This window comes from Arthrobacter sp. 05N33_2, assembly GCF_056397425.1.
The window spans coordinates 22,257-44,044 of the sequence record NZ_JBFTNJ010000023.1 but is presented as its reverse complement, the minus strand read 5'-3'; the positions used below and the strand labels follow the sequence as shown (position 1 = coordinate 44,044).

General features: G+C 68.2%; 23 protein-coding genes, 6 tRNA genes and 1 riboswitch. Of the genes, 15 read left to right on the top strand and 14 right to left on the bottom strand.

All coding sequences use genetic code 11. The annotated features are described in order from the left end of the window. Positions 1–105: 105 nt before the first annotated feature. The 12 genes from ribH to AC1DHX_RS11705 form a co-directional block, all read right to left on the bottom strand. The gene (gene ribH / locus AC1DHX_RS11760; protein WP_476860257.1) at positions 106–591 is read right to left on the bottom strand and encodes a 6,7-dimethyl-8-ribityllumazine synthase; all 486 of its coding nucleotides are present in this window, start codon (positions 589–591) and stop codon (positions 106–108) included. A gap of 45 nt (positions 592–636) precedes the next feature. Further along, a complete protein-coding gene (ribA, locus tag AC1DHX_RS11755; protein WP_476900057.1) occupies positions 637–1,299 on the bottom strand; it encodes a GTP cyclohydrolase II in 663 nt (220 codons plus the stop codon). Positions 1,300–1,345: 46 nt separating this feature from the next. Continuing rightward, positions 1,346–2,056 (bottom strand): 3,4-dihydroxy-2-butanone-4-phosphate synthase, encoded by a 711-nt coding sequence (gene ribB / locus AC1DHX_RS11750; protein WP_476860256.1) that lies wholly within the window; start codon positions 2,054–2,056, stop codon positions 1,346–1,348. After that, the gene (locus AC1DHX_RS11745; RefSeq protein ID WP_230008401.1) at positions 2,053–2,739 is read right to left on the bottom strand and encodes a riboflavin synthase; all 687 of its coding nucleotides are present in this window, start codon (positions 2,737–2,739) and stop codon (positions 2,053–2,055) included. The genes ribB and AC1DHX_RS11745 overlap by 4 nt, the downstream gene beginning before the upstream one ends. After that, positions 2,739–3,854 (bottom strand): bifunctional diaminohydroxyphosphoribosylaminopyrimidine deaminase/5-amino-6-(5-phosphoribosylamino)uracil reductase RibD, encoded by a 1,116-nt coding sequence (gene ribD / locus AC1DHX_RS11740; RefSeq protein ID WP_476860291.1) that lies wholly within the window; start codon positions 3,852–3,854, stop codon positions 2,739–2,741. The genes AC1DHX_RS11745 and ribD overlap by 1 nt, the downstream gene beginning before the upstream one ends. Before the next feature lie 161 nt (positions 3,855–4,015). Further along, the gene (gene pnuC, locus AC1DHX_RS11735) at positions 4,016–4,714 is read right to left on the bottom strand and encodes a nicotinamide riboside transporter PnuC (RefSeq protein ID WP_476857167.1); all 699 of its coding nucleotides are present in this window, start codon (positions 4,712–4,714) and stop codon (positions 4,016–4,018) included. A 94-nt stretch (positions 4,715–4,808) separates the two neighbouring features. Continuing rightward, positions 4,809–4,959, bottom strand: a riboswitch (FMN riboswitch). Between the two features lie 122 nt (positions 4,960–5,081). Beyond that, positions 5,082–5,738: a ribulose-phosphate 3-epimerase gene (rpe, locus tag AC1DHX_RS11730; protein WP_476860255.1), complete on the bottom strand. Its 657-nt coding sequence runs from the start codon at positions 5,736–5,738 to the stop codon at positions 5,082–5,084. A 66-nt stretch (positions 5,739–5,804) separates the two neighbouring features. Further along, entirely contained in the window at positions 5,805–7,403 is a 1,599-nt protein-coding gene (locus tag AC1DHX_RS11725) for an RsmB/NOP family class I SAM-dependent RNA methyltransferase (RefSeq protein ID WP_476860254.1), read from the bottom strand. After that, entirely contained in the window at positions 7,400–8,320 is a 921-nt protein-coding gene (gene fmt, locus AC1DHX_RS11720; protein ID WP_476857165.1) for a methionyl-tRNA formyltransferase, read from the bottom strand. Before fmt ends, AC1DHX_RS11725 begins: the two co-directional genes overlap by 4 nt. Further along, positions 8,317–8,889: a peptide deformylase gene (gene def / locus AC1DHX_RS11715; protein ID WP_230011447.1), complete on the bottom strand. Its 573-nt coding sequence runs from the start codon at positions 8,887–8,889 to the stop codon at positions 8,317–8,319. The genes fmt and def overlap by 4 nt, the downstream gene beginning before the upstream one ends. 121 nt (positions 8,890–9,010) lie before the next feature. After that, positions 9,011–9,856 (bottom strand): cytochrome, encoded by an 846-nt coding sequence (locus AC1DHX_RS11710; RefSeq protein WP_476851510.1) that lies wholly within the window; start codon positions 9,854–9,856, stop codon positions 9,011–9,013. Positions 9,857–9,942: 86 nt separating this feature from the next. Next, a tRNA-Val gene (locus tag AC1DHX_RS11705) sits at positions 9,943–10,014 on the bottom strand. 380 nt (positions 10,015–10,394) lie between these two features. Here AC1DHX_RS11705 and AC1DHX_RS11700 point away from each other — a divergent pair. From AC1DHX_RS11700 to AC1DHX_RS11675, 6 genes are all read left to right on the top strand, one after another. Beyond that, a tRNA-Gly gene (locus AC1DHX_RS11700) sits at positions 10,395–10,467 on the top strand. A 46-nt stretch (positions 10,468–10,513) separates the two neighbouring features. After that, positions 10,514–10,584, top strand: a tRNA-Cys gene (locus AC1DHX_RS11695). Between the two features lie 39 nt (positions 10,585–10,623). Then, positions 10,624–10,698: transfer RNA gene (locus AC1DHX_RS11690), tRNA-Val, on the top strand. Positions 10,699–10,754: 56 nt separating this feature from the next. After that, a tRNA-Gly gene (locus tag AC1DHX_RS11685) sits at positions 10,755–10,827 on the top strand. Between the two features lie 38 nt (positions 10,828–10,865). Further along, positions 10,866–10,940, top strand: a tRNA-Val gene (locus tag AC1DHX_RS11680). Positions 10,941–11,174: 234 nt separating this feature from the next. Beyond that, the gene (locus AC1DHX_RS11675) at positions 11,175–11,444 is read left to right on the top strand and encodes an antitoxin (RefSeq protein ID WP_028277028.1); all 270 of its coding nucleotides are present in this window, start codon (positions 11,175–11,177) and stop codon (positions 11,442–11,444) included. 174 nt (positions 11,445–11,618) lie between these two features. Here AC1DHX_RS11675 and zapE read toward each other — a convergent pair whose 3' ends face one another. Next, the gene (zapE, locus tag AC1DHX_RS11670; RefSeq protein WP_476851509.1) at positions 11,619–12,656 is read right to left on the bottom strand and encodes a cell division protein ZapE; all 1,038 of its coding nucleotides are present in this window, start codon (positions 12,654–12,656) and stop codon (positions 11,619–11,621) included. Between the two features lie 226 nt (positions 12,657–12,882). On the opposite strand from zapE, the gene AC1DHX_RS11665 reads away from it, so the two are divergent. The 3 genes from AC1DHX_RS11665 (at position 12,883) to ybaK (ending at position 14,869) form a co-directional block, all read left to right on the top strand. Next, on the top strand, positions 12,883–13,800 hold the full coding sequence (locus AC1DHX_RS11665) for a sulfurtransferase (RefSeq protein WP_476860253.1): 918 nt from the start codon (positions 12,883–12,885) through the stop codon (positions 13,798–13,800). Positions 13,801–13,870: 70 nt separating this feature from the next. After that, positions 13,871–14,344: a SufE family protein gene (locus AC1DHX_RS11660; protein ID WP_476900056.1), complete on the top strand. Its 474-nt coding sequence runs from the start codon at positions 13,871–13,873 to the stop codon at positions 14,342–14,344. Between the two features lie 27 nt (positions 14,345–14,371). Continuing rightward, positions 14,372–14,869: a Cys-tRNA(Pro) deacylase gene (gene ybaK / locus AC1DHX_RS11655; RefSeq protein ID WP_476851506.1), complete on the top strand. Its 498-nt coding sequence runs from the start codon at positions 14,372–14,374 to the stop codon at positions 14,867–14,869. A gap of 75 nt (positions 14,870–14,944) precedes the next feature. On the opposite strand, the gene AC1DHX_RS11650 is transcribed toward ybaK, so the two are convergent. After that, positions 14,945–16,297: an alpha/beta hydrolase family protein gene (locus AC1DHX_RS11650; RefSeq protein ID WP_476860251.1), complete on the bottom strand. Its 1,353-nt coding sequence runs from the start codon at positions 16,295–16,297 to the stop codon at positions 14,945–14,947. 137 nt (positions 16,298–16,434) lie between these two features. Here AC1DHX_RS11650 and AC1DHX_RS11645 point away from each other — a divergent pair, with 137 nt between their 5' ends. The 6 genes from AC1DHX_RS11645 to AC1DHX_RS11620 all read left to right on the top strand — a co-directional run bounded on the left by AC1DHX_RS11645 (position 16,435) and on the right by AC1DHX_RS11620 (position 21,766). Beyond that, positions 16,435–16,923, top strand: coding sequence for a hypothetical protein (locus AC1DHX_RS11645; RefSeq protein WP_230007972.1), 489 nt, complete (start codon positions 16,435–16,437; stop codon positions 16,921–16,923). 14 nt (positions 16,924–16,937) lie between these two features. Then, on the top strand, positions 16,938–17,450 hold the full coding sequence (msrB, locus tag AC1DHX_RS11640; protein WP_476860250.1) for a peptide-methionine (R)-S-oxide reductase MsrB: 513 nt from the start codon (positions 16,938–16,940) through the stop codon (positions 17,448–17,450). A 164-nt stretch (positions 17,451–17,614) separates the two neighbouring features. Continuing rightward, positions 17,615–19,045 (top strand): DUF6421 family protein, encoded by a 1,431-nt coding sequence (locus AC1DHX_RS11635; RefSeq protein ID WP_476900055.1) that lies wholly within the window; start codon positions 17,615–17,617, stop codon positions 19,043–19,045. Next, positions 19,042–19,830: an SDR family oxidoreductase gene (locus tag AC1DHX_RS11630; RefSeq protein WP_476860248.1), complete on the top strand. Its 789-nt coding sequence runs from the start codon at positions 19,042–19,044 to the stop codon at positions 19,828–19,830. The genes AC1DHX_RS11635 and AC1DHX_RS11630 overlap by 4 nt, the downstream gene beginning before the upstream one ends. A 127-nt stretch (positions 19,831–19,957) precedes the next feature. Beyond that, positions 19,958–21,046 (top strand): threonine aldolase family protein, encoded by a 1,089-nt coding sequence (locus AC1DHX_RS11625; protein WP_028277018.1) that lies wholly within the window; start codon positions 19,958–19,960, stop codon positions 21,044–21,046. Between the two features lie 72 nt (positions 21,047–21,118). Then, positions 21,119–21,766 carry a DUF3000 domain-containing protein gene (locus AC1DHX_RS11620; protein ID WP_018772438.1) on the top strand — a complete coding sequence of 216 codons (648 nt, stop codon included), beginning with the start codon at positions 21,119–21,121 and terminating at the stop codon, positions 21,764–21,766. Positions 21,767–21,788 lie beyond the last annotated feature (22 nt).

Genomic DNA, 21,788 nt, shown 5'->3' with positions numbered 1-21,788 from the left:
GATGTGAGGCACTGCATATCCAGCACGGCCAGCGAGGCCAGCACACTCAGCCGGCGCGGGCGGCCAGGGAGGCGCCCGCACCGGCTTTGGCTGCGGCCTGGCGGCTCAGCCGAACTGCTTGAGGGTCACTGCCGTGGCCAGGGCAGCGGTAACGGCCTCGTGACCCTTGTCCTCGGTGGATCCCGGCAAGCCTGCCCGGTCGATCCCCTGCTGCTCGGTATCGCACGTCAGCACGCCGAAGCCCACGGGAACCCCGGTGCGGACGCTGACCTCGGTCAGGCCCAAGGTGGCCGCCTCGCAGACATATTCGAAGTGGGGAGTGCCGCCCCTGATGACGACGCCGAGCGCCACGACGGCGTCGAAGTGCGGTGCCAGCCGGGCGGCCGCGACCGGGAGCTCAAACGTGCCCGGCACGCGCAGGACGGTCGGCTCATTGATGCCGGCGTCCTTCGCGGCGCGCAGGGCGCCGTCGAGCAGTCCGTCCATGATCTGGGTATGCCAGCTCGCGGCCACAATGGCCAGCCTGAGCCGTGAGGTTTCTTCAGGCTTGAAGGTGCTGAGGTCGATCTGGGGGGCGCCGTGGCCGCTCATAGGGTATTCCTTGCTGTTGAGTCTGGTGGTCGTGTTGCTGCCCGGTCAGTCCTGGTCGTGCTCGAATCCGGACAGGCCGGCGGCTGGAGCCGGTTCAACGTCCAGGACCAGGCGGTGGTCCATCCGGTCCTTCTTCGTCTGCAGGTAGCGGATGTTCTGCTCCCGGGAGGGGACCTCCGTGGGGACCATCTCCACCACCTTGACGCCTGCCTGCGCGAGCCGGTCCTGCTTGTCCGGGTTGTTGCTCAGCAGCCGGATCTCGTGGAGACCCATCTCCGCGAGGATCTGGGCCGCGGCCTTGTAGCAGCGTGCGTCGACCGGCAGCCCGAGCTGTTCGTTGGCCTCCACGGTGYCAAAACCGGCCTCCTGCAGGGCGTAGGCCTTCATCTTGTTCGCCAGGCCGATCCCGCGGCCCTCCTGGCCGCGCAGGTACAGCAGGGTGCCGCCGAGTTCGTTGATCAGCTCGAGCGCATAGGCCAGCTGCTCGCCGCAGTCGCAGCGGTAGGAGCCAAACACATCGCCGGTGAGGCACTCCGAATGGAGGCGGACCAGCGGTGGCTGGCCGTCAACCGGCGCCATCGGTGAACTGACGGCCAGGTGCTCCGCGCCGGTGTCGAGGTCGGTCCAGGCCTGTGCCACGAAGTCGCCGAAGGCGGTGGGCAGCTGGACGATGGGTCCTGCGCTGACCGGATGCGGTTGACGGGCCATGGCCGTCTCTTCTCGGGTCTCCGAAGTCGTCACTATTTCTCCTCCATCAGACAGGGTCCGCTGCGTGGCTGCCGTGCTGTTCCGCTTCAAGATACGCCACCAGATCCGCAATCGAAATCAGGGGGCAGCCATGCTCGATGGCGAAGCCGCGCAATCCGTCCAGCCGCATCATTTCTCCGTTGTCGTACACCAGCTCTGCAATCACGCCCACGGGCTCCAGGCCCGCGAGCCGGCACAGGTCCACGGCCGCTTCGGTGTGGCCGGGACGTTCCCGCACTCCCCCCTTAACGGCGCGGAGGGGGAAAACATGCCCGGGGCGGGTCAAGGAATTTGGCCGGCTTTGCGGGTCGGCCAGGATCCGGGCCGTCAGGGCGCGGTCCGTGGCGGAAATTCCGGTGCTGACACCCACGGCGGCGTCGCAGGACACGGTGTAGGCGGTGCCCTTGGCGTCTTCGTTGATTGCCACCATTGGCGGCAGCGCGAGGGCGTCTGCCCGGTCGGCGTCGAGCGGTACGCAGATCACGCCGGAGCTGTAGCGGACTGTCCAGCCCATCAGCGCGGGGGTGGCGTGCTCGGCGGCGAAAATGATGTCGCCTTCGTTCTCGCGGTCCTCGTTGTCCACCACCAGGACGGGGCGCCCGGCTGACATGGCGCTGATGGCGTCCTCGATCGGATCGAGGCCTGCACGCCCGGTGCCGGCAGCGGCGGCGCGCAGCCCGGCCACATCATGGCCGGGCTGGTCCGTGACCCGGCTCATTTCGCGGCCCCGTCCGTGAGGGCGGCTTCTCCGGCGGAACCTTCGGCTGCCCTGTGCGCGGCGGGCGACGAACCGCCGGCAAAGGACAGCAGGCGTTCGGTGTACTTCGCCAGGACATCGACTTCGAGGTTTACATGGCCGCCGGGTGTCTTCTGGCCCAGGCCGGTCTCGGCCAGGGTGGTCGGGATGAGCCCTACTTCAAACCAGGGCGCCGGATCGTTGGCCGGGCTGACTGCCGTGACGGTGAGGGAGACGCCGTCGACGGCGATGGATCCCTTTTCGGCGATGTACCGGGCCAACCCGGCCGGCACCGCGAACCGCAGCCGGTCCCAGTTGCCAAGCCCCTCGCGCTCCACGAGCTGGCCGACGCCGTCGACGTGGCCCTGGACCACGTGGCCGTCCAACCGTCCCCCGGCGGGGACGCAGCGTTCCAGGTTGACGGGATCGCCCGCAGTGAGTTCTCCGATCGTGCTGCGGACCAAGGTCTCGCCCATAACGTCAACGCTGAAGTCTCTGCCGTCAATCTGCGTGGCGGTGAGGCAGACGCCGTTGACCGCTATGGAACCGCCCAGGGCGAGACCGTCCGTGGTGCCGGGTGCGTGGAGCCGTACGGTGGCGCTGCTGTCCCCGTTGCGCTCAATGGACAGCACCTTTCCCTGCTCGGCGATAATTCCGGTAAACATCAATTGCCTCCTGCGGCGGTGTCCGCGCCGGTGCGGTGCGGGGTGGTATCGGATGAAGTAGGGCTGGCGGCCGGGGCGGCCGGGGCGGCCGGGTCAGCCTCATCGGCCGGGGCGGCCGGGCGTAGATGGAGCCGGAGGTCGCGGCCGAGGACCTGGACTGCGCCGCCGGATGCCGGGTCCCATTCCCAGCGCTGGGCATCGGCCAGGGTCGTGATGCCGAGGTCGTCCAGGGCGGCGGTGCCGGAGCCAAGCAGTGTGGGCGCCAGGTAGACGATGAGTTCGTCGACCAGGCCGGCGGCCAGGAACGCGCTCAGTATCCGGGAGCCGCCCTCCACCATGAGGTGCCGGACGCCGTGTGCGAACAGCTGGTCCAGGGCCTCGCGCGGGTCGCGGGTGGCCAGGTGCAGGACGTTGCCGTCGGCTCCGTGGATGGCGGCGTCGTCGGGAATGCCCCGGTACCCCATCACGGCGCGGAGCGGCTGTTTGCCCTCTGCTTCGCCGTCGCCGTTCCGGGCGGTGAGCCGGGGGTTGTCGATCAGCACCGTCTGGGTGCCCACCAGGATGGCGTCTATCCGGCCGCGCAGGGCGTGGTTGTCGGCGAGCGATTCCGGGCTGGATATCCACTGGCTGGTGCCGTCGCTGGCGGCGATGCGGCTGTCGAGGGTCTGGGCGATATGCAGGGTGACGAACGGCCGTTTGGCGGCGACGGCGTCGAACCAGCGCCGGTTCAGGTCCAGCGCCGCCTCGGCGGCCAGCCCGGAGCGGACGCGGACGCCCGCGGCCCGGAGCGTCACGGCGCCGCCGGCGGCCGGGTCGTGGGGATCGTCGACGGCGTAGATGACGTCGGTGATGCCGGCGTCGATGATGGCCTGCGCGCACGGGCCGGTGCGCCCACAGTGGTTGCAGGGCTCCAGCGTCACCACGATCGCCGCGCCACGGAGGTCCCGGCCCGCCGCCTTCGCCTGGCCGATGGCGTCAGCCTCGGCGTGGGCAGTCCCGGCTCCGCGGTGGTAACCGGTGGCTAGGTGCGTTCCGTCGGCCCCGACGACGACGGCGCCGACGAGCGGGTTGGCGCCCCGCGGGCCCTGCGCCGCGGCGGCCAGGGCAGCCTGCATCGCAGCATTCTCGGCAGTGTTGAACGCGGCAGTGCCGGTCGGGGCAGTGCCGGACGGGGCAGTGCCGGACGGGGCAGCGCCGGACGGGGCAGCGCCGGACGGGGCAGCGCCGGACGGGGCGGCGCTGAATCCGGCGCTCACGCCGGCGGTGTTGAGGGCACTCACTTGGCCACCACAGGGTCGGGGAAGGCGGTTTCGACCGTGACAGGCCGGTTCGCCAGCCTGGAGGCACGCCACCAGACAAAGAACCCGGCCAGGGTGAAGAAGCCGTAGAAGAGGTACATGACGGCGCTGGCGTAGTAGCCGGCGCTGAAGAGCAGTGGCACACCGACGATGTCCACCGCCACCCAGATGAGCCAGAACTCCGTCCAGCCCCGCGCCATGCCGTAAGTCGCCAGCAGCGAGCCCATGAACGTCCACGCGTCGGCCCAGACCGGCGGGTAGGAGCCGAGGGAGTCGAAGACGGGGGTAAGCGCCATGGTGCCGGCCACGAGGCTGAGGGCCAGGATCACCCGGGTCTGGTTGCCGGCCCAGCGCGGCGCGACGGCGGTCCCGCCGCTGCCGGACTTCCTGCCCTGCTGCCAGCGGTACCAGCCGTAGAGGGCGACGCCGATGAACATGACCTGGCGTCCGGCCTGGCCCCACAGCGTGGCCGGCGTGGCAGAACCGAAGACGTTGCCCAGGAAGACCGTCAGGAGCAGCAAGTTGCCGGCGATGCCGACGGGCCAGGCCCAGACCCGGCGGCGCATGCCGCCGACGGCGCTGGCGAGGCCAAAGATGTTGCCTAGCACTTCACGAAGAATCAGGACAGATCCGCCTACGGGGATCTGCGCTTCGAAGAGCCATCGCAAGGGGTCCATGTGTGTGTCGTTCCTTCCCTCAAGAACCGCGATGGCTCCGGGGGTATACGACAGCGCAATTATGCGGCGCCGTTGGGGCGCCGCAGTAACAGCTGTACGTGCTTCTCTCATCCAGACTTTAACTGTCGGTACCGGAATTTCACCGGTTCAACCGTCTGCCGGCTTCCTCCCGGGGGAGGGCGCTGGCGCGCGGGTCGCGGACTGTCACCGCCGGTTCGGACTTACACCGACCCCGGAGCACGTATGTGTGTTGTTATTCTGACACAACTGCGGCCCTGCCCGGGCTATTCCCCGGATGCCGATGTTACGCCCGGCGTCATCTTCGCAGCAGTTCCCTGCCGGGACCGCGCGTCAGCGGGACCGCGCGTCAGCGGGACCCCGCCGCCCGGAGCCTTTCGACAGCCTCCGCCGGATCCGCGGCGCCGTAGACGGCTGACCCCGCAACAAAGACGTTCGCCCCCGCCTCTGCCGCGCGCACGATCGTCTCCTCGGTGATGCCGCCATCCACCTGCAGTGCCACCGCGACGCCGGAGCCGTCAATGGCAGCGCGGGCCCGCCGGATCTTGGGCAGCGTCAGGTCCAGGAAAGACTGCCCACCGAAGCCTGGCTCCACCGTCATGATCAACAGCAGGTCCAGTTCCGGGAGCATGTCCAGATAGGGCTCCACGGGAGTGCCCGGACGCAGCGCCATGCCGGCTTTGGACCCACGGGCGCGCAGTTCCCGCGCGAGTTTGATCGGCGCGATCGAGGCTTCGGCGTGGAACGTCACCGAGGCCACCCCGGCGTCGGCGAAGCCCGGCGCCCAGCGGTCCGCGTCGGCGATCATCAGGTGGGCGTCCAGCGGCACCGGGCTGACGGCCTGGATGCGCTGCACCACGGGCAGCCCAATGGTCAGGTTGGGCACGAAATGATTGTCCATGACGTCCACATGCACGGCATCGGCATTGCTGATACGGCGCAGTTCGGCCTCAAGGTTGACGAAGTCAGCCGAAAGGATGCTCGGGTTGATGCAGCACTGGGCCATGGATTTCCTTCTCGTTCGTACTTTGCTGGTTCGTTTTTGGTGGCAGTGCCCCAGTATCAGCGAAACTCAGGCCAACTTGCGAATCAGCGCCAGGAACATGGCGTCCGTCTGGTGCACGTGCGGCCAGAGCTGGGCGGTGAGCTCGTGCCCGGCCTCGAGGTGGCCCGTGAGGCTGACGCCGTCCAGCACGGCGCCTGCGTCGAGGAGCTCGAGGTCCTCGCGCTTGCGCAGGGCATCACTCACGACGGCGGTGGTCTCTGCCGGGTGCGGCGAACACGTCACGTACGCCACCACGCCGCCGGGCTTGACGGCGTCGATCGCGGAGTTGAGCAGCTGGCGCTGCAGCGGGCCAAGGTCCACGAGGTCCTTGGGCGTGCGCCGCCAGCGCGACTCCGGACGCCGGCGCAGGGCGCCCAGGCCGGTGCACGGGACATCCACCAGGACGCGGTCGAACGACTCCGGCTGCTCGGCGCCAATGTCGCGGCCGTCCCCGGTCCTGACCTCCCAAGCCTCCCGCGGGACCGCGGACAGGGCCTGCCGCACGAGTTTGGCACGGTGCGGGGCGGATTCGTTGGCCAGCAGGTGGGCGCCCCGCTGCCGGGCGAGGGCTCCGAGCAGGGCGGCTTTGCCGCCGGGACCGGCACAGAGATCCAGCCAGCGCTCCCCCGCGCCCCCGCCGTCCGTCCCCGCTTCGCCGCCAGAATTTGTGCCGGGGTCTGCGCTGTTGTTGCCGGGCCCGGCGCCGGGGGTTGTGCCGAGATCGACGGCGGCCATGGCGCGGGCCACGAGCTGCGAACCGACGTCCTGGACACGGGTGCTTCCGTCACGGACCGAGGCGAGGCGGCCGAGGTCCCCGCCACTGGAAAGCGCGGATCCCTCGACGAGCTCGCCCGGGGTGGCCCCGCCTTCCAGGGCCTCGTCGAGGCTGCCGACGCCGGGCAGCGCCACAAGGTTCACCACGGGCGCGGCATTGTCGGCTTCGAGGAGCGCGTCAATCTCAGAAACCGCCCGGCCGTGGGCCACGAGCGACTGGCGGAGCGCGCGGACGATCCACTCCGGGTGGGCGTAGCGGATGGACGCGATCTTGGTGGCATCCGTCTCGGTGCTCAGCAGCAGGTCGAGCCACTCGTCGAGGGTGCGGGCGGAGACTTTGCGCAGGACGGCGTTGATCAGTGCCGAGGGCCCGGCCCCGATCACGGCGCGAGCCAGCCCCACCGTCTGGTCCAGGGCGGCGTGAGCGGGCACGCGCATGGCGAGCAGCTGGTGCACCCCGATCCGCAGGGCATCCAGGATCGCGGGATCCAGCTCCTCCAGCGGACGGTCCACGCACCGGGCCAGGATGGCGTCGTACGTGCCCTGGCCGCGGAGGGCGCCATAGCTGAGCTCGGTGGCGAAACCGGCGTCGCGCTTGTCCAGCCCGTGGTGCCGGATCCGGGCCGGGAGCACCAGGTTCGCGTAGGCGTCCTCGGCGGCCACCGCGCGGAGCACCTCAAAGGCAACTAGCCGGGCCGGATCGGCGCGGCGGGTCCGCTGGGACGGGGCGCTCTCGGTGAAGCCGCGCTGCGGGCCGCGGTTGCGTTCCCGGCCCTGGGCGTTCCGCCTGCTGCCGCCCCCGGCGCCCTGGCCACTGCCTCGGCTGTTGCCGTTGGTCCCGGAACCGCTCATTCGAATACCACGCTTTCAAGTGTTGCCTGCCCACGCGCCCAATCAGCGGCGGCCATCATTTTCTTGCCCGCGGGTTGCACCCGCGTCAATTCCACCGGGTGCGATCCCGTACCGACGAGAACCCGTTTCCCGTCCAATGCCAGCTGTCCGGGCCGAAGCGCCGCCGAGTCCGCTGCCGGCAGCACTGGCTCCAGTTTGATCCGCTGGCCCTCCAGCAGGGTCCAGGCGCCCGGCTCCGGCGTGACGCCGCGGGCACGGCGGCCGATCGCCAGGGCGGGCTGCTGCCAGTCGAGCCGGCCGTCTTCGAGACTGAGTTTCGGTGCCAGGCTGACGTCGCCCTGCTGCGGGAGCGCGACGGCCTTGCCGGCGTCGATGGCGGACAGCGTTTGGGCCAGCAGAACCGCGCCGCTGTGGGAGAGGCGTTCGAGCAGGGCCCCGGCGGTATCGGCGGGGTGCACGGTCTCGGTGAGGGTCCCGAAGACCGGACCGGTGTCCAGCCCCTCCTCCAGGCGGAAGGTGACGGCACCCGTGACGTCGTCGCCGGCGATGACGGCGCGCTGCACGGGAGCTGCGCCGCGCCAGGCCGGCAGCAGGGAGAAGTGCAGGTTCACCCAGCCGTGGCGGGGGACAGCGAGAGCCGCAGGGGGAATCAGCCCGCCATAGGCCACGATCGCCGCGACGTCCGGTGCTGCGGCGGCAATGCGGGCGGTGACCCCGGCATCGACTTTGGCGGCGTGGATGATCTCAATGCCGAGCTCGGCGGCCCTGGCGGCCACGGGCGACGGCGTCAGGACGCGTTTGCGTCCCAGCGGTGCGTCCGGGCGGGTGAGGACAGCGACGACGTCGAACCCGGCGGCAACAAGGGCGTCGAGCGACGGCACGGCGACAGCGGGGGTCCCGGCGAAGAGAACCCTCACGGGGTGATTCCGAAGCTGGACCCGCCAAAGCTCGTCCCGACGCTCTTCGCGCGCTTGGTGGTTGTCTGTTCCGTGATGGCGTCGTAGTTGGCATTGCGGATGGCGCGCAGGGCGGCCTTTCGGTCTTCGCCCTCGAGCCGGTCGGTATAGAGAATGCCGTCCAGGTGGTCGGTCTCGTGCTGGAAGCAGCGCGCCAGCATGTCTTCGCCCTCCACGGTGACGGGGTTGCCGTGCAGGTCCACGCCGGTCACCCGGGTTTGGCGGTACCGGCGGACGGGGAAGCCCAGGCCCGGGATGGACAGGCATCCCTCGACCTGGTCCGGCTGGAAGTCCTCGCTGTTTTCCAGCACGGGGTTGACGATGTGACCCTCGACGCCGCCGATCCGGTAGGTGAAGACGCGCAGGCTCACACCGACCTGGGGCGCGGCCAGGCCGGCGCCCTCGACATCCTCCATGGTTTCGGTCATGTCGGCGACGAGCTTTGCCAGTTCAGGCCCGAATTCCGTAACGGGATCGGCGACTGTGCGCAGCACAGGATCTCCGATGATGCGGATATTCAAAATGGCCATGTGCAGTCTGTCCTCACGGTGGGCGGCTAGGGGTCCAGTCCAGTTTAGTTGCAGCTGCCCGGCTTCTGTTCGGCGCGTCTGGTCGGTGCTTCTTGTCGGTGCTTCCGGTCGGCGCTACTTGTCAGCGCTTCACGGGCGGCGCCAGCGGGAGCAGTGCTGCTCCGGCGGTTGCCGTGTCGGCGGACATCTCCCACACGCGGCGCAGCGCACAGAATTTCCACCAGTGATGCTTCAGGACCTCGGGGTTGGCCCGCTGCGGACGGACCTCGGTCTCGCCGACCGCCACGGCCAGGAGGATCGGGGACTCGCCGTGCTGCCAGGCCTCCCACTCCCCCGCGACGGGATCCACGAGGCTTTCCTCCGCCTTCATGCCCGCCACGAGCTGCATGACCACCTTGTCATCAAGCGGTTTGACGGTGCCGTCCCGGCTGGTGCCCTTGGTCTTGTAGTCGATAAGACAGGTCCGGCCGTTGATCCGTGCGACGAGGTCCAGGGTGCCGGCATAGCCGACCGTCTTGTTCCACACCGTAATTTCCGGGGCGATGGGCTCAACCTGGAAGAGCTCCCACCATTCGTCGAAGCGTGCCGCGAAGGCTTCCTCGCCGTTGGCGGCCAGCGCCTCCCGTGTTTCCTTCATCTGGTGCGGCCGGCCGAGCGCACGCAGCGCAACCTGCTCGCAATAGTTGTGGACCCGGTCGCCGCGTTTGGCGGCATCGTCCCGGTACGACTCCGCCGCCTTGGCGGCCCGGCTGACCGCCTGCCGCAGTTTGGCCGGGCTCCCCAGGATGCCGGGGAGCTCGGGATCCTGGGCCAGACTGTTGGCGCCCATGTACCCGAACCAGCCGTCCAGGCCGTGTGGCTGCTGGCCGATCACCGTGGTGATGGAAGGGACAGAGAACTGAGCCGACGTGGAGCGGGCGTACATGCGGCCATGGTCCGTGGCGTGGGCGAGGAGTGGAGCGGTCATATGAAGACTCTTTCACGGGGGTCAGACAACGATGAAAAGCAAAATGGCCCGCCCCGCTGAGTCAGCGGAACAGACCATTTCGTTAGTGGGCGATACTGGGTTCGAACCAGTGACCTCTTCGGTGTGAACGAAGCGCGCTACCACTGCGCCAATCGCCCTAACGACATTGAATGCTAGCCCACCCGGGCGGATTTTAGAAATCGGCCCGGGAGAACCTGGCCGCGGCGGGAATGCGGCCCAATACTCCCGCGCAACAGGCCCCGTGCACGGGCAGTTCCACCAGCCCTCCACCGGCCGTTCCAGTCGTCCCCCTCAGAAGGCCCGCTCAGTAGTCCCGGCGCCACTTAGGGCCACGGCTGAACAATGACGCTAATTACAGCGCTGTAATTAGCAAAATCCCCTAGAACTCGGGGAAGTAGGGCCATGGAACCCGGGCCAATGGGTCTCGATTTGTAGATTCCCAGAACCTCCTATAGAGTTCTTACTCGTTGGAACGCGAGGAAATGCCGAATGCGGCAAGGAAATGCACACCAACAATGCGGACGTAGCTCAGCTGGTAGAGCACCACCTTGCCAAGGTGGATGTCGCGAGTTCGAATCTCGTCGTCCGCTCGCAGGACACTGTCACGGCAAAGGTTCTTCGGAATCCTGTCTACACGGTGGGTTGGCCGAGAGGCGAGGCAGCGGCCTGCAAAGCCGTATACACGGGTTCGAATCCCGTACCCACCTCGGTGAAAACCCTGGTTTCCGGTTTCGATCGGATGCAAGGGGCGATTGGCGCAGCGGTAGCGCGCTTCCCTGACACGGAAGAGGTCACTGGTTCGATCCCAGTATCGCCCACCAGAGCAAGGCAACTTGCTTGATGCAGTACCACCGGCCCAGCCGGCATGGACTAAAATGCGGACGTAGCTCAGCTGGTAGAGCACCACCTTGCCAAGGTGGATGTCGCGAGTTCGAATCTCGTCGTCCGCTCTCTTCATTACAACTCCACTCCGGATCCTTCCGGTTGCGGGCGATTGGCGCAGCGGTAGCGCGCTTCCCTGACACGGAAGAGGTCACTGGTTCGATCCCAGTATCGCCCACCACAAGAGCAGCTCCCCCGGAGCTGCTCTTTTTTGTGCACTGCGGGTTTGTGCACTGCGGGTTTGTGCACTGAGGGTTTGTGCACTGCGGATTGGTGCAGTCCGGGCCCTTCTACCCTGTGCACCTGGCCTTCCATCTTTTATCCTCTGGGCGGACACCCTTGGCACCCCCGCCACCTCCCGCTAGGGTAGAAAACGCAAGGAGCGATCTGGCTCCGYGACYGAAGGGAGGTGCCCGTGGGTTTACTTGACGATCTAAAGGGCAAGGCTCAGCAAGTTATTGGTGGCAACGAAGAAGCCATCAAGGACGGCATCGAAAAGGCAGGCGACTTCGTCGACTCCAAGACCGGCGGAAAGCACGCCGGCACGATCGATGCCGTGCAGCGTGGCGCTTCCGACTTCGTGGACAAGGCGAACGACCGGCCGAATTCGGCCCCGGTCGCCGATCAGACTCCCGCAGCCGGTGAGCCCCCCGTAGCCGGGGAACCCCGCCAGCCAGGCCTCTGACCCAGATCCGTCAGCGAGGTGCCGGTCCCGCCGAGAGGCGGCGCCGGCACCTCCGGCATTTAAGGGCGACTCCAACCGGGCAACGCGGGGTCAGTTACGGCCCATCCGGTGCATCCGGATGGGCCGTAACTGACCCCGCGTTGGATTTGGCGTTGTAGTTGGAGGGGCTGGCGRCTAGGACGGTTCGTGGTTTTGGCCCTCGCGGGCCAGCGCGGTCAGCCTGGAGACGGCGCGGAAGTACTTCTTCATGTACCCGCCGGTCATCATTTCCTCGGTGAAGAGCTGGTCGAACGGCACACCGCTGGCAAGGATGGGCACGTCCTTGTCGTACAGCCGGTCAGCCAGCACCACGAAGCGCAGCGCAACGGCCTGCTCGGTAATCGTGTGCACGTTCTTCCAGACCACGCCCTCGATCCCCTCCAGCAGCTGGCGGTAACGGCTCGGGTGCACGCCGGCCAGGTGGTTGATCAAGGTGCTGAACTCATCGCGGGCCACGGTCTTGCCGTCGAACTCGGCATGCATGTGGTGGGTCAGGTCATCATTGCGCAGCGGCGACGGCGCGGCCGGCAGGCCACGGTGGCGGAAGTCCTCGCCGTCGATCCGCACGACGTCGAACTGGTCCGCCAGCACCTGGATTTCGCGGGCAAAGTCGACGGCGGCGAAGCGCCCGTCCCCGAGGGACCCCGGCAGCGTGTTCGATGTGGCGGCAAGCTTCACGCCGGCGTCGGCGAGTTCGCGCATGAGCCGGGACATGAGCACAGTGTCGCCCGGATCATCGAGCTCAAATTCATCGATGCAGACCAGCTTGTAGTGGCTCAGGGCCTCAACGGTCTTGCGGAAGGACAGCGCACCGACGAGGTTGGTGTATTCGACGAACGTGCCGAAGGCCTTGGGCCCGGGGGCGGCGTGCCACAGCGATGCCAGCAGGTGGGTCTTGCCCACACCGAATCCGCCGTCGAGGTAGATCCCGGCCCGGGAAGTGTCCTTCTTGCCGAAGAGCCGCTTGAACAGCCCGTCGCCGTCGCGTGCGCCCACGCCCGCCGCAAAATGCTGCAGGGCATGGACCGCCTGGGCCTGGCTGGGCTGGGCGGGATCGGGCCGGTAGCTGGAAAACGACACCTCACCGAACCGCGGCGACGGATAGAACCCATTGAGGAGTTCATCCACGGAAACTGCCGGTGTGCGGGCGGCGAGCTGTTCGATCTGTACCAAGGTGGTCCGTTCTGCTGGTCTCTTGTCCCCAGCAAGAATACCGGCAAAGCCTGGCCGGCCCGCGTGCGCGGCTGTGGACCCGCGGCCGGCGTGAGGAAGACCACATTTCCCCGTGTGAACCCGGTGGAGCATTCCCACCGGCCCGTGACTAGTGTTGTAACAGGCCCGGCGCGGCGCACGCTTTCGGCGCCCGGCCTCCTGACCGTTCAAGTGAAAGGCCATCGCAATGACCTACCCCGTTGAGCAGAACGAGAAATTCGCCGCTTACGCCCACCCTGACCGCCTGGTGTCCACGGAATGGCTGGCCACGGCGATCGAGGACGGCGCCCTCGACGGCGGCAATCTCGTGGTGGTCGAATCCGACGAAGACGTCCTGCTGTACGAGACCGGGCACATTCCGGGAGCCGTGAAAATCGACTGGCACACGGACCTGAACGACGAGGTGACCCGCGACTACGTCGACGGTGAAGCCTTCGCCGCGCTGGCCGCGTCCAAGGGCATCTCCCGGGACAGCACGGTGGTTATTTACGGCGACAAGTCGAACTGGTGGGCCGCGTACGCCCTGTGGGTGTTCACGCTCTTCGGCCACGAGGACGTCCGGCTCCTGGACGGCGGCCGGGACAAGTGGATCGCGGAAGGCCGGGCACTCTCCACCGTCACGACCGTCGCCACCCCCGCCGACTACCCCGTCGTGGAGCGGGACGACGCCCCGATCCGCGCCTTCAAGGATGACGTCCTGGGGCACTTCGGCAAGCCGCTGATCGACGTCCGCTCGACCGAGGAGTATACCGGCCAGCGCACCCACATGCCCGCCTACCCGGAAGAGGGCGCGCTGCGCGGCGGCCACATCCCCACGGCGGCCTCCATCCCCTGGGCCCGCGCGGCGGCCGGCGACGGCACATACCGGAACCGCGGCGAGCTCGAGGCCCTCTACCTCGGCGAGGCCGGATTGAACGAAGGCGACGACGTCGTGGCGTACTGCCGGATCGGCGAGCGGTCCAGCCACACCTGGTTTGCGCTGAAGTACCTGTTGGGCTTTGAGACCGTGCGGAACTACGACGGCTCCTGGACCGAATGGGGCAACGCCGTGCGCGTCCCGATCGTCAAGGGTGCCGAACGCGGCGCGGTTCCGGCCGGCCGTTAGCCGTGGTGACCGTGGAGCGGGACCGGTCCCGACAGGGACACAATCGGCGCGCCTGCGTAAGCTGGGAGTGATGAATACTTCAGCCCTCCCCGCCGCACTGGCGGAAATTGTCGACGATTTCCAGGCCCTGACCGAAGCAGAGCGGCTGCAGCTGCTCCTTGAGTTCTCACAGGGGCTTCCGGAACTTCCGGAGCGGMTCCGGGATCACCCGGAGCTGCTCGAGCAGGTAGTGGAGTGCCAGACGCCGCTGTTCCTCACCGTCGAGACGGAACAGGCCGATGGCGACGCGCCTGAGCGCGTCCGGCTCTACTTCAAGGCACCCAAGGAGGCCCCGACCACCCGCGGCTTCGCCGGAGTGCTCCACGAAGGACTCGACGGGCTCAGCGCCGCGGAAATCCTGGCCGTCCCCGACGACATGCCCGAACTGTTGGGCCTGACCCGCGCCATCACTCCGCTGCGCATGCGCGGAATGACGGCCATGCTGGGCCGGATCAAGCGCAAGGTCGTCGCCTCCGGAGACCGCCAGCCGTCGGCGCAGTCCTGACCTTCGGCGCCCGGACAGCCAGAGAACATGGCCCGCAAGCACGCGTCGCAGGGAACTCCGGCCACCGCGGCACTCGCGGCCGCCGGGGTTCCCTTTGTGGCCCACCCCTACACCCATGACCCCGCGGCGGCCAGTTATGGCCTGGAAGCGGCGGAAGTGCTCGGCGTCGACCCTGACCGGGTCTTCAAGACCCTGATGGTCGACGTCGACGGCCGGCTCGCCGTCGGCGTCGTGCCGGTCAGCGGCAGCCTGGACCTCAAGGCGATGGCCGCGGCTTTGGGCGGCAAGAAAGCGGAGATGGCCGATCCGGCCGCGGCGCAGCGGCGGACCGGATATGTTCTCGGCGGCATCTCACCGCTCGGCCAGCGCCAGTCCTCCCCCACGGTGGTGGATGAGAGCGCACTGGCGCTGGAGACCATCCTCGTTTCGGGTGGACGGCGCGGCCTGGACATCGAGCTGGATCCGGCCGAGCTCATTCGGCTCACGGCTGCCCGCACCGCCAGGATCGGGACCCGGCGCGACTGACCCGGCCCCAGGTGTCGAGACGGCACGTCACGGCAATTTTCGCGCACAACACTGCCGTGATCTGTCAATGATCTGTCAATTGAATGCGGCATTGCCGGCCGGAGGCTCCTGGTCGCCGGGGTTGGCGCGGGGCGCCAGCTGCTGCCGGAGCCAGGCCGAGACCTGCCGCTCCCAGCGCTCCGGGTCCACGTTCCATTCCTTGGTATGCAGGGCCTTGTCGAAGGGCTCGAAGGTGACCATCTCGGGGTTTTTCTCGGCCAGCGCCGCTGAGGGCCCGTACGGTACGTACTCGTCGTCCACGCTGTGCACAATGAGGGTCGGCGTCCTCAGCTCCACGGCCCGCGAGACCCAGTCCATCGCTTTGAGGTCGACGGGCGCGGCCAGCCCGGTCAGCCGCCGGCCCAGGCGGTGGCTGAGCATGAGTTGTCCGTAGCGGCCCACGGACGACGGAATCCGGTTCAGCTCCGCGTGGTGGGCCAGCACGTTGACCCAGTTGATCACCGGCGCGTCCAGGACCATGGCCCGGATCAAGTGGCGGTGCCGGGAAAGGTCAGCGGTCTGGAGGCATATCGCGCCGCCCATCGACCAGCCGAACAAAACCACCTCGCGGGCGCCCTGCTGTACGGCGTAGCCGATGGCGGCCTCGACGTCGCGCCATTCGGTGGAGCCCAGGCCGTACCGCCCGTCGCTGGCTGACGGGGCCAGGCCGTCGTTGCGGTAGGAGATCAGAAGACTGGACATGCCCAGTTCCCTGGCGGTCCGGACGGCCCGCAGCCCTTCCTGCCGGGTGGCCCCGCGCCCGTGCACCATGATCGCCCACACGTCGGGGGCCACATCCTCCGCCACGGCCGGCGCGGCGCGGACGAGCCAGGCCGGCGCGGTCCCGGCGTCGACGTCGATCAGCACGTCCTCCACCGGAAACCCCAGGGCGGCCGGATCCGGATAGGCCGCGCCGCTCCACCAGCCGCGCCGGGCGGTGGCCATGTCCCCGCTGTAGACGTGCTCGACCTCGCGCAGCACGGTGCGTTCGGCCGGGGAGTAGGACAGGATCCGGCCGATCCGCGCATGCCCGCGGCCGCCGTCGAAGAAGAAACCGTACACCCCGTCCACCGTGGCGTCCGGGGTGGCGGCGAAAATGACCCGCAGCGCCCGTCCCTCGCGGATGACGGCCAGCACTTCCTGGTCCTCTGCCCGGAACCGGGCCGGGGTGATGACGCGGCGGGCGAAGTAGAGGGCGAGGGCGGAGGAGCCGGCGGCGAGCACGCCCGCAGCGGCGCTGCCGCCGATGATGCCCCCCACCGCCCACTTGGCGCTCCCGGACGTCACGCCGCCGGGGGCCGGCGCGACGGGGAGTGCTGTTCTGCGGGCAGCGGCCTGGCGGGCAGCGGTCTGGCGGAGGTCCGGGCGGAGGCGCAGGGAGGATGCCATGGCACCATTCTTACTGAAGCGCAGCCCAACCACGGCATTGGCGGGGTTTCAGGCGCACGGCCGGGCCGGTCCAGACACGCCAGGGTCCCGCGGGACACAACGATGCAGGTCAACACGAGCGCGACTAGGCTGGGGTCATGAGTGATCCAATCGTCATTTTGACAGAAGAGCCCCTCGGTGCGGATGACCGCGTCAATATTGAAACCCTGATTGCCGGCGGTGATGCGCCCCTGCTGATCCTGGTGCCGGCCAACACCGAGCGACACCTGGTGGTGGATTTCCTGGAAAACCTTTCCATGCTTGAAATCGCCAAGGCCTTCCGTGAACTGACGGCACACTCGGATCCCGCCGAGGAGCGGGCCGAAGCAGCCGACACCCTGGCCGCCTCGCTGGCCGCGCTGGCCGGTCTGGGCGGCGGCGTCTCGGGCGAAGTCGTCGAGGGCAAGGCCGTTGACGGCCTGGTTGCCAAGGTCAAGGAACTCAGCGCCGGACAGGCTGTGGTCATCACCCGCCCGCACGCCGTGGCCGACACGTTCCACACCGACTGGGCCACCAAGGCACAGGACAAGCTGGGGCTGCCTGTCCTGCATCTGTACGCCGGTTCGGGATTTATCGGGGACTCCTGAGCGTTATTGAGGCTATGAGTATCTTTAACAGGCCTAAATCCATGCCCTCGGCAGTGCCCGCCACCGAACCCACAGCCGACCCCGCCGCCACGGCCTTTGACCAGGCTCCGACCGGAACGCCCGTCGAAAAGACGGACGCCCAGTGGCGCGAGGAACTGACGCCCGAGGAGTACCGCGTGCTCCGCCAGGCAGGCACCGAGCGGCCGTACACCGGCGAATACTGGGACACCCACACCCGCGGTGTCTACAAGTGCCGGGCCTGCGGCACCGAACTCTTCACCAGCAACGAAAAGTTCGACTCGCACTGCGGCTGGCCGTCCTTCTGGGCGCCGCTCGCCGAGGGCACCGTTCGCTACATCCATGACCGCACCATGGGCATGGACCGGGTGGAAGTCCGCTGCAGCACCTGTGATTCCCACCTGGGGCACGTGTTCGACGGCGAGGGCTACGGCACCCCCACGGACCAGCGCTTCTGCATCAACTCGGTTTCCCTGAAGCTGGTTCCCGCGGACGACGCCGGGCAGTAGCCTGCAGCCCTGCCTCTCCTTCCGCTGGAACGGCTTTTCAGAATCACTTGCCACAGACTTTCTTATGCTCGAGGCAATTTTGCATTAGAGTCTCTGCTTGCTTGCTACGCTCGATTTAGATCCAGCGACACGCTCCACAGCAAACAGAAAGGCGACCGTCGACGATGACCACGACCGCTCTTACCGCCCCCGCCCCGATCACCGCCGGCAACCAGGAATGGCTGCGGCTCAAGGCTGCCGCCACCGCCCTGCGCGCCCTCCAGGTCCAGGACGGATCCGTGCCGGATGCCGAAGCCCACGAAGCCGCGGCCGCCCACGTCGCAACCATCACCGCGGCGGTCGCGGCTCTGGCCCCGTCCTTCCCGCACGACGCAAACTACCTGGAACTGCTGGTCACCGACTTTGACCGCTGGGCCGATGGCGGCTTTGGGGTCCCGGACTTCCTGGATTCCCTGCAGGCGTTCCAGCCGCAGCAGCACCGGGTCAACGGGCTCCAGCACCTGGTCGTGTTCCCGATGTACACCCAGAACGGCAGCAGCAGCCGCCTCGTCGAGGCCGTGCTGATCGAGGTCATCTGGCCGGAATTCATCGGCGGCCTGGAAACCGGCGAATACTCCAACAAGCTCTTCGTCCCGATCCGGTTCCTCGACTTCACCGCGGGCTACGACACCAACTCCGCAGTCCTGTTCCCCGAGACCGTCGCGGTCCGCGAGACCCCGACGTTTACGTGGGGCGCGATCTTCGCCGACCGCGAGGCCGCACGCTTCCGCCGCGTCCTGCGCGCCGCCGCCGAGATCACCTCCCTGCAGCTGCCCGAGGACGYCGCCGGGCTCCTGGAGGACCAGCAGCTGACACAGGAAACCTTTGTCATGTGGGACCTGATCCACGACCGCACCCACATGCGCGGCGACCTGCCCTTCGACCCGTTCATGATCAAGCAGCGCATGCCGTTCTTCCTCTACTCACTGGAGGAGCTGCGCTGCGACCTCACCGCCTTCCGCGAATCCGTGAAGATCGAGAAGGACGAGGACGCTGACCCGGAGGCCCGCCGGCACGCCAAGCTTGTCCAGTACGCCGTGATCTTCGACCGCATCTTCCGCTTCGCCATCACCGGCACGCGCGTACGGAACTACGACGGCCTTGGCGGCCAGCTGCTCTTCGCCTGGATGCACCAGCACCACGTCCTGCACTGGACCGACAGCAAACTCAGCATCGACTGGGACGAGGCTGCCGACGTCGTGGTTGAACTCGGCGCGAAGATCGAGGAACTGTACTGGCGCTCGATCGACCGCCCCAAGATGGCCCACTGGCTCGCCGCCTACGAGCTCATCTCCGGCACGGTCACGCCCAACCCGGCCTCGGTCTGGGCCAAGGGTCCGGACGCCCTCCCCCTGGACGGTCCGCCCCGCGGCCTCACGGACCAGGTCCTCGACGACGAGTTCCCGCTCTCCATGTTCTACGAGGCGCTGGAGAAGAAGATGCGGCCCGTCATCGAATCCACTGCCGGCATCACCGGGTCGTCAGACATCAGCACAGATACCGGCACTGACCCGGGATCAGAGTCCGGCGGCACCCAGGCCCTGAACGCCGGATGAGTGCCGGACGCACTTTGAACGTGCTGGTCACGGGGGGCAGCGGGCCGTCGGGAATCGCGACGGCCCGCGCCCTGCGCGGCGCCGGCCACAGGGTCTTCACGGTCGGATCGGATGCCGCGCGCATCGAGGCAGCCGCCGCCGAGGCCGGCGACGGCGTCACGCCGCTCGCCTGCGACCTCGCCAGCCTGGCCGACGTCCGCGCCCTGCGGGAAAGCATTGCCGGCCTGGCCGGACGCGTCGACGGCGTTATCCACCTGGTGGGCGGCTGGCGCGGCGCGAAAGGCATCACCGACCAGAGCGACGACGACTGGGACTTCCTGGAGCGCAACGCCGTCACGACCCTGCGGAACGTTACGCGCGTCTTCTTCGACGACCTCGCCGCCTCTGAGGCAGGACGCTTCGCCATGGTGTCCTCCACGGCGGTAAGCGCCCCGACGGCGGCGGGGGCGAGCTACGCCGCGGCCAAGGCGGCCGCCGAGGCCTGGACGCTGGCGGTCGCTGACGGCTTCCGCCGGGTCCACGCCGCGGGCAATGCCACCAGCACAGGCACTCCAGAGCAGGACAGGGCGCAACAGGACAACGCCGGACAGGACAGCGCCGCGCTACGGAGCGCCGCCGTCATTTTCGTGGTGAAAGCCCTCGTTGACGCGAAAATGCGGGCCAAGGCCCCGGACCGCAAGTTCCCGGGCTTCACGGACGTGGCTGACCTGGCGGCTGCCGCAGCGGGACTCTTCAACGCTCCTGCCGGCGACCTGAACGGCCAGCGGCTGCTGCTCAGCCGCTGAACATCCCTGATTCCGCGGCCCTGATCCTGGACCCCAGCGTCTGTGGCACAGGGTCTGGGCCCCGATCCAGGGCCCCGGGCTTAGCCCGGGCGGCCCGACCTCTTAGACTGAAAGCGTGAGCAAAACGATGACCAGCACAGTTGAAACTGTCCCTGCCGGCACTGCGGTGCGGCTCCACGATCCCTCCGTCCGCGGCTTCGCCTCGGACAACTATTCCGGCGTGCACCCGGAAGTCCTCGCGGCCCTGGCCGCCGCCAACGAAGGCCACCAGGTCTCCTACGGCGAGGACGATTACACCGCGCGCCTGCAGCAGCTGATGGAAGAGCACTTCGGCGAAGGCATCGAGTGCTTCCCGGTGTTCAACGGCACCGGAGCCAACGTCCTGTCCCTGCAGTCGCTCCTCCCGCGCTGGGGTGCGGTCATTTGCGCTTCCACCGCCCACATCAACATGGACGAAAACGGTGCACCGGAGCGGATCGGCGGCATCAAGCTGCTGCAGGTCCCCACCACCGACGGCAAGCTCACCCCCGCACTGATCGACCAGGAAGCCTGGGGCTGGGGCGATGAGCACCGCGCCCAGCCGCTGGCCGTGTCCATCACCCAGACCACCGAGCTCGGTACCTGCTACACCCCGGACGAGGTCCGGGCCATCGCTGAGCATGTCCACGCAAAGGGCATGAAGCTGCACATGGACGGTGCCCGGCTGGCCAACGCCGCCGCCCACCTGGGGGTCCCGCTGCGGGCCTTTACCCGTGACGCCGGCGTGGACATCCTCTCCTTCGGCGGCACGAAGAACGGCCTGCTGTTCGGCGAGGTTGTGGTCGCCCTGAACCCGGAGGCCGCACACGGCCTGGTCTACCTGCGCAAGATGAACATGCAGCTGGCCTCCAAGATGCGGTTTATGTCCGCCCAGTTCATTGCCCTCCTCGAGGGTGAGCTGTGGCTGCGCTCGGCCTCGCACGCCAACGCCATGGCCGCCCGGCTGCGCGCCGGCGTCGAGGCGATCCCCGGCGTCGAACTGACGCAGAAGACCGAGTCCAACGGCGTCTTCGCCGTCCTGCCTGCCGGTGTCGCGGACCGGCTGCGCAAGTCCTTCCGCTTCTACGACTGGAACGAGGCGGCCCGCGAGGTCCGCTGGATGTGCTCCTTCGACACCACCGAGGACGACGTTGATTCCTTCATTGCGGCCATCAAGCGCGAGCTCGCCGCTGCCTGAGCCGTGCAACGCTTCCCCTGCCCGGCGGCGAGCCTGCCGGGTAGGGCTCCGGCCGTTGCATAACCTTCCAAGGTGAGCTCCCTCGATCAGGTTCCGGCAGATTTCCTCTTCGCCCTGGGGACCCTTCGGCAGGCACGGTGCCGCAGCGAGCTGCACCTGGACGAAATTCCGGCCCCGTCCCGGCTGGCACCGTTCGCGGTGGCCCTGGGCGCGGAAGTGATCGGCCCGGGCGACTCCCCCGCCGGCGGACCGGTCCACGGCCCGGCCGCCGCGGCGCTGGCACGGGCGTCCGGCAGCGACGACGTCGAGCTGGCCACTGGCCGCTTCATTCTGCTCCACGATCCCGACGGCTCTGCCGTATGGGACGGGGAATTCCGGATCGTCACCTACATCCGCGCCCAGCTGGAACCCGAGATGGGCAACGACGAACTCCTGGGGTCCGTGGCGTGGACCTGGCTGGTCGAAGCGCTGGAGAACCATCAGGCCCCGTACCGCTCCGCCGGCGGCACCGCCACCCGGGTGCTCTCGGAGAGCTTTGGAACGTTGTCGGACCGGCCGAATTCAATCGACATCGAGCTCCGGGCCTCCTGGACCCCGGCCACCCCGGACATCACCTCGCACCTGGAGGCGTGGTCGGACATGGTCTGCACCTTCGCCGGGCTGCCGCCCCTGCCCGAGGGCGTCACGGCCCTGCCCCGCCGCCCCCGCGGACACGCATGAGGCCCGTGTTCGGCCGCGGTCA

Bases quoted from the DNA above. Each gene is read 5' to 3' on its own strand.
- ribH (WP_476860257.1), bottom strand. From the start codon at position 591: ATGAGCGGCCACGGCGCCCCCCAGATCGACCTCAGCACCTTCAAGCCT.
- AC1DHX_RS11710 (WP_476851510.1), bottom strand. From the start codon at position 9,856: ATGACCGCTCCACTCCTCGCCCACGCCACGGACCATGGCCGCATGTAC.
- ybaK (WP_476851506.1), top strand. From the start codon at position 14,372: ATGGCCCGCAAGCACGCGTCGCAGGGAACTCCGGCCACCGCGGCACTC.
- AC1DHX_RS11665 (WP_476860253.1), top strand. From the start codon at position 12,883: ATGACCTACCCCGTTGAGCAGAACGAGAAATTCGCCGCTTACGCCCAC.
- AC1DHX_RS11745 (WP_230008401.1), bottom strand. From the start codon at position 2,739: ATGTTTACCGGAATTATCGCCGAGCAGGGAAAGGTGCTGTCCATTGAG.
- ribD (WP_476860291.1), bottom strand. From the start codon at position 3,854: ATGCAGGCTGCCCTGGCCGCCGCGGCGCAGGGCCCGCGGGGCGCCAAC.
- AC1DHX_RS11645 (WP_230007972.1), top strand. From the start codon at position 16,435: ATGAGTGATCCAATCGTCATTTTGACAGAAGAGCCCCTCGGTGCGGAT.
- ribB (WP_476860256.1), bottom strand. From the start codon at position 2,056: ATGAGCCGGGTCACGGACCAGCCCGGCCATGATGTGGCCGGGCTGCGC.
- pnuC (WP_476857167.1), bottom strand. From the start codon at position 4,714: ATGGACCCCTTGCGATGGCTCTTCGAAGCGCAGATCCCCGTAGGCGGA.
- AC1DHX_RS11625 (WP_028277018.1), top strand. From the start codon at position 19,958: ATGACCAGCACAGTTGAAACTGTCCCTGCCGGCACTGCGGTGCGGCTC.
- msrB (WP_476860250.1), top strand. From the start codon at position 16,938: ATGAGTATCTTTAACAGGCCTAAATCCATGCCCTCGGCAGTGCCCGCC.
- AC1DHX_RS11650 (WP_476860251.1), bottom strand. From the start codon at position 16,297: ATGGCATCCTCCCTGCGCCTCCGCCCGGACCTCCGCCAGACCGCTGCC.
- AC1DHX_RS11725 (WP_476860254.1), bottom strand. From the start codon at position 7,403: ATGAGCGGTTCCGGGACCAACGGCAACAGCCGAGGCAGTGGCCAGGGC.
- rpe (WP_476860255.1), bottom strand. From the start codon at position 5,738: ATGGCCCAGTGCTGCATCAACCCGAGCATCCTTTCGGCTGACTTCGTC.
- def (WP_230011447.1), bottom strand. From the start codon at position 8,889: ATGGCCATTTTGAATATCCGCATCATCGGAGATCCTGTGCTGCGCACA.
- AC1DHX_RS11630 (WP_476860248.1), top strand. From the start codon at position 19,042: ATGAGTGCCGGACGCACTTTGAACGTGCTGGTCACGGGGGGCAGCGGG.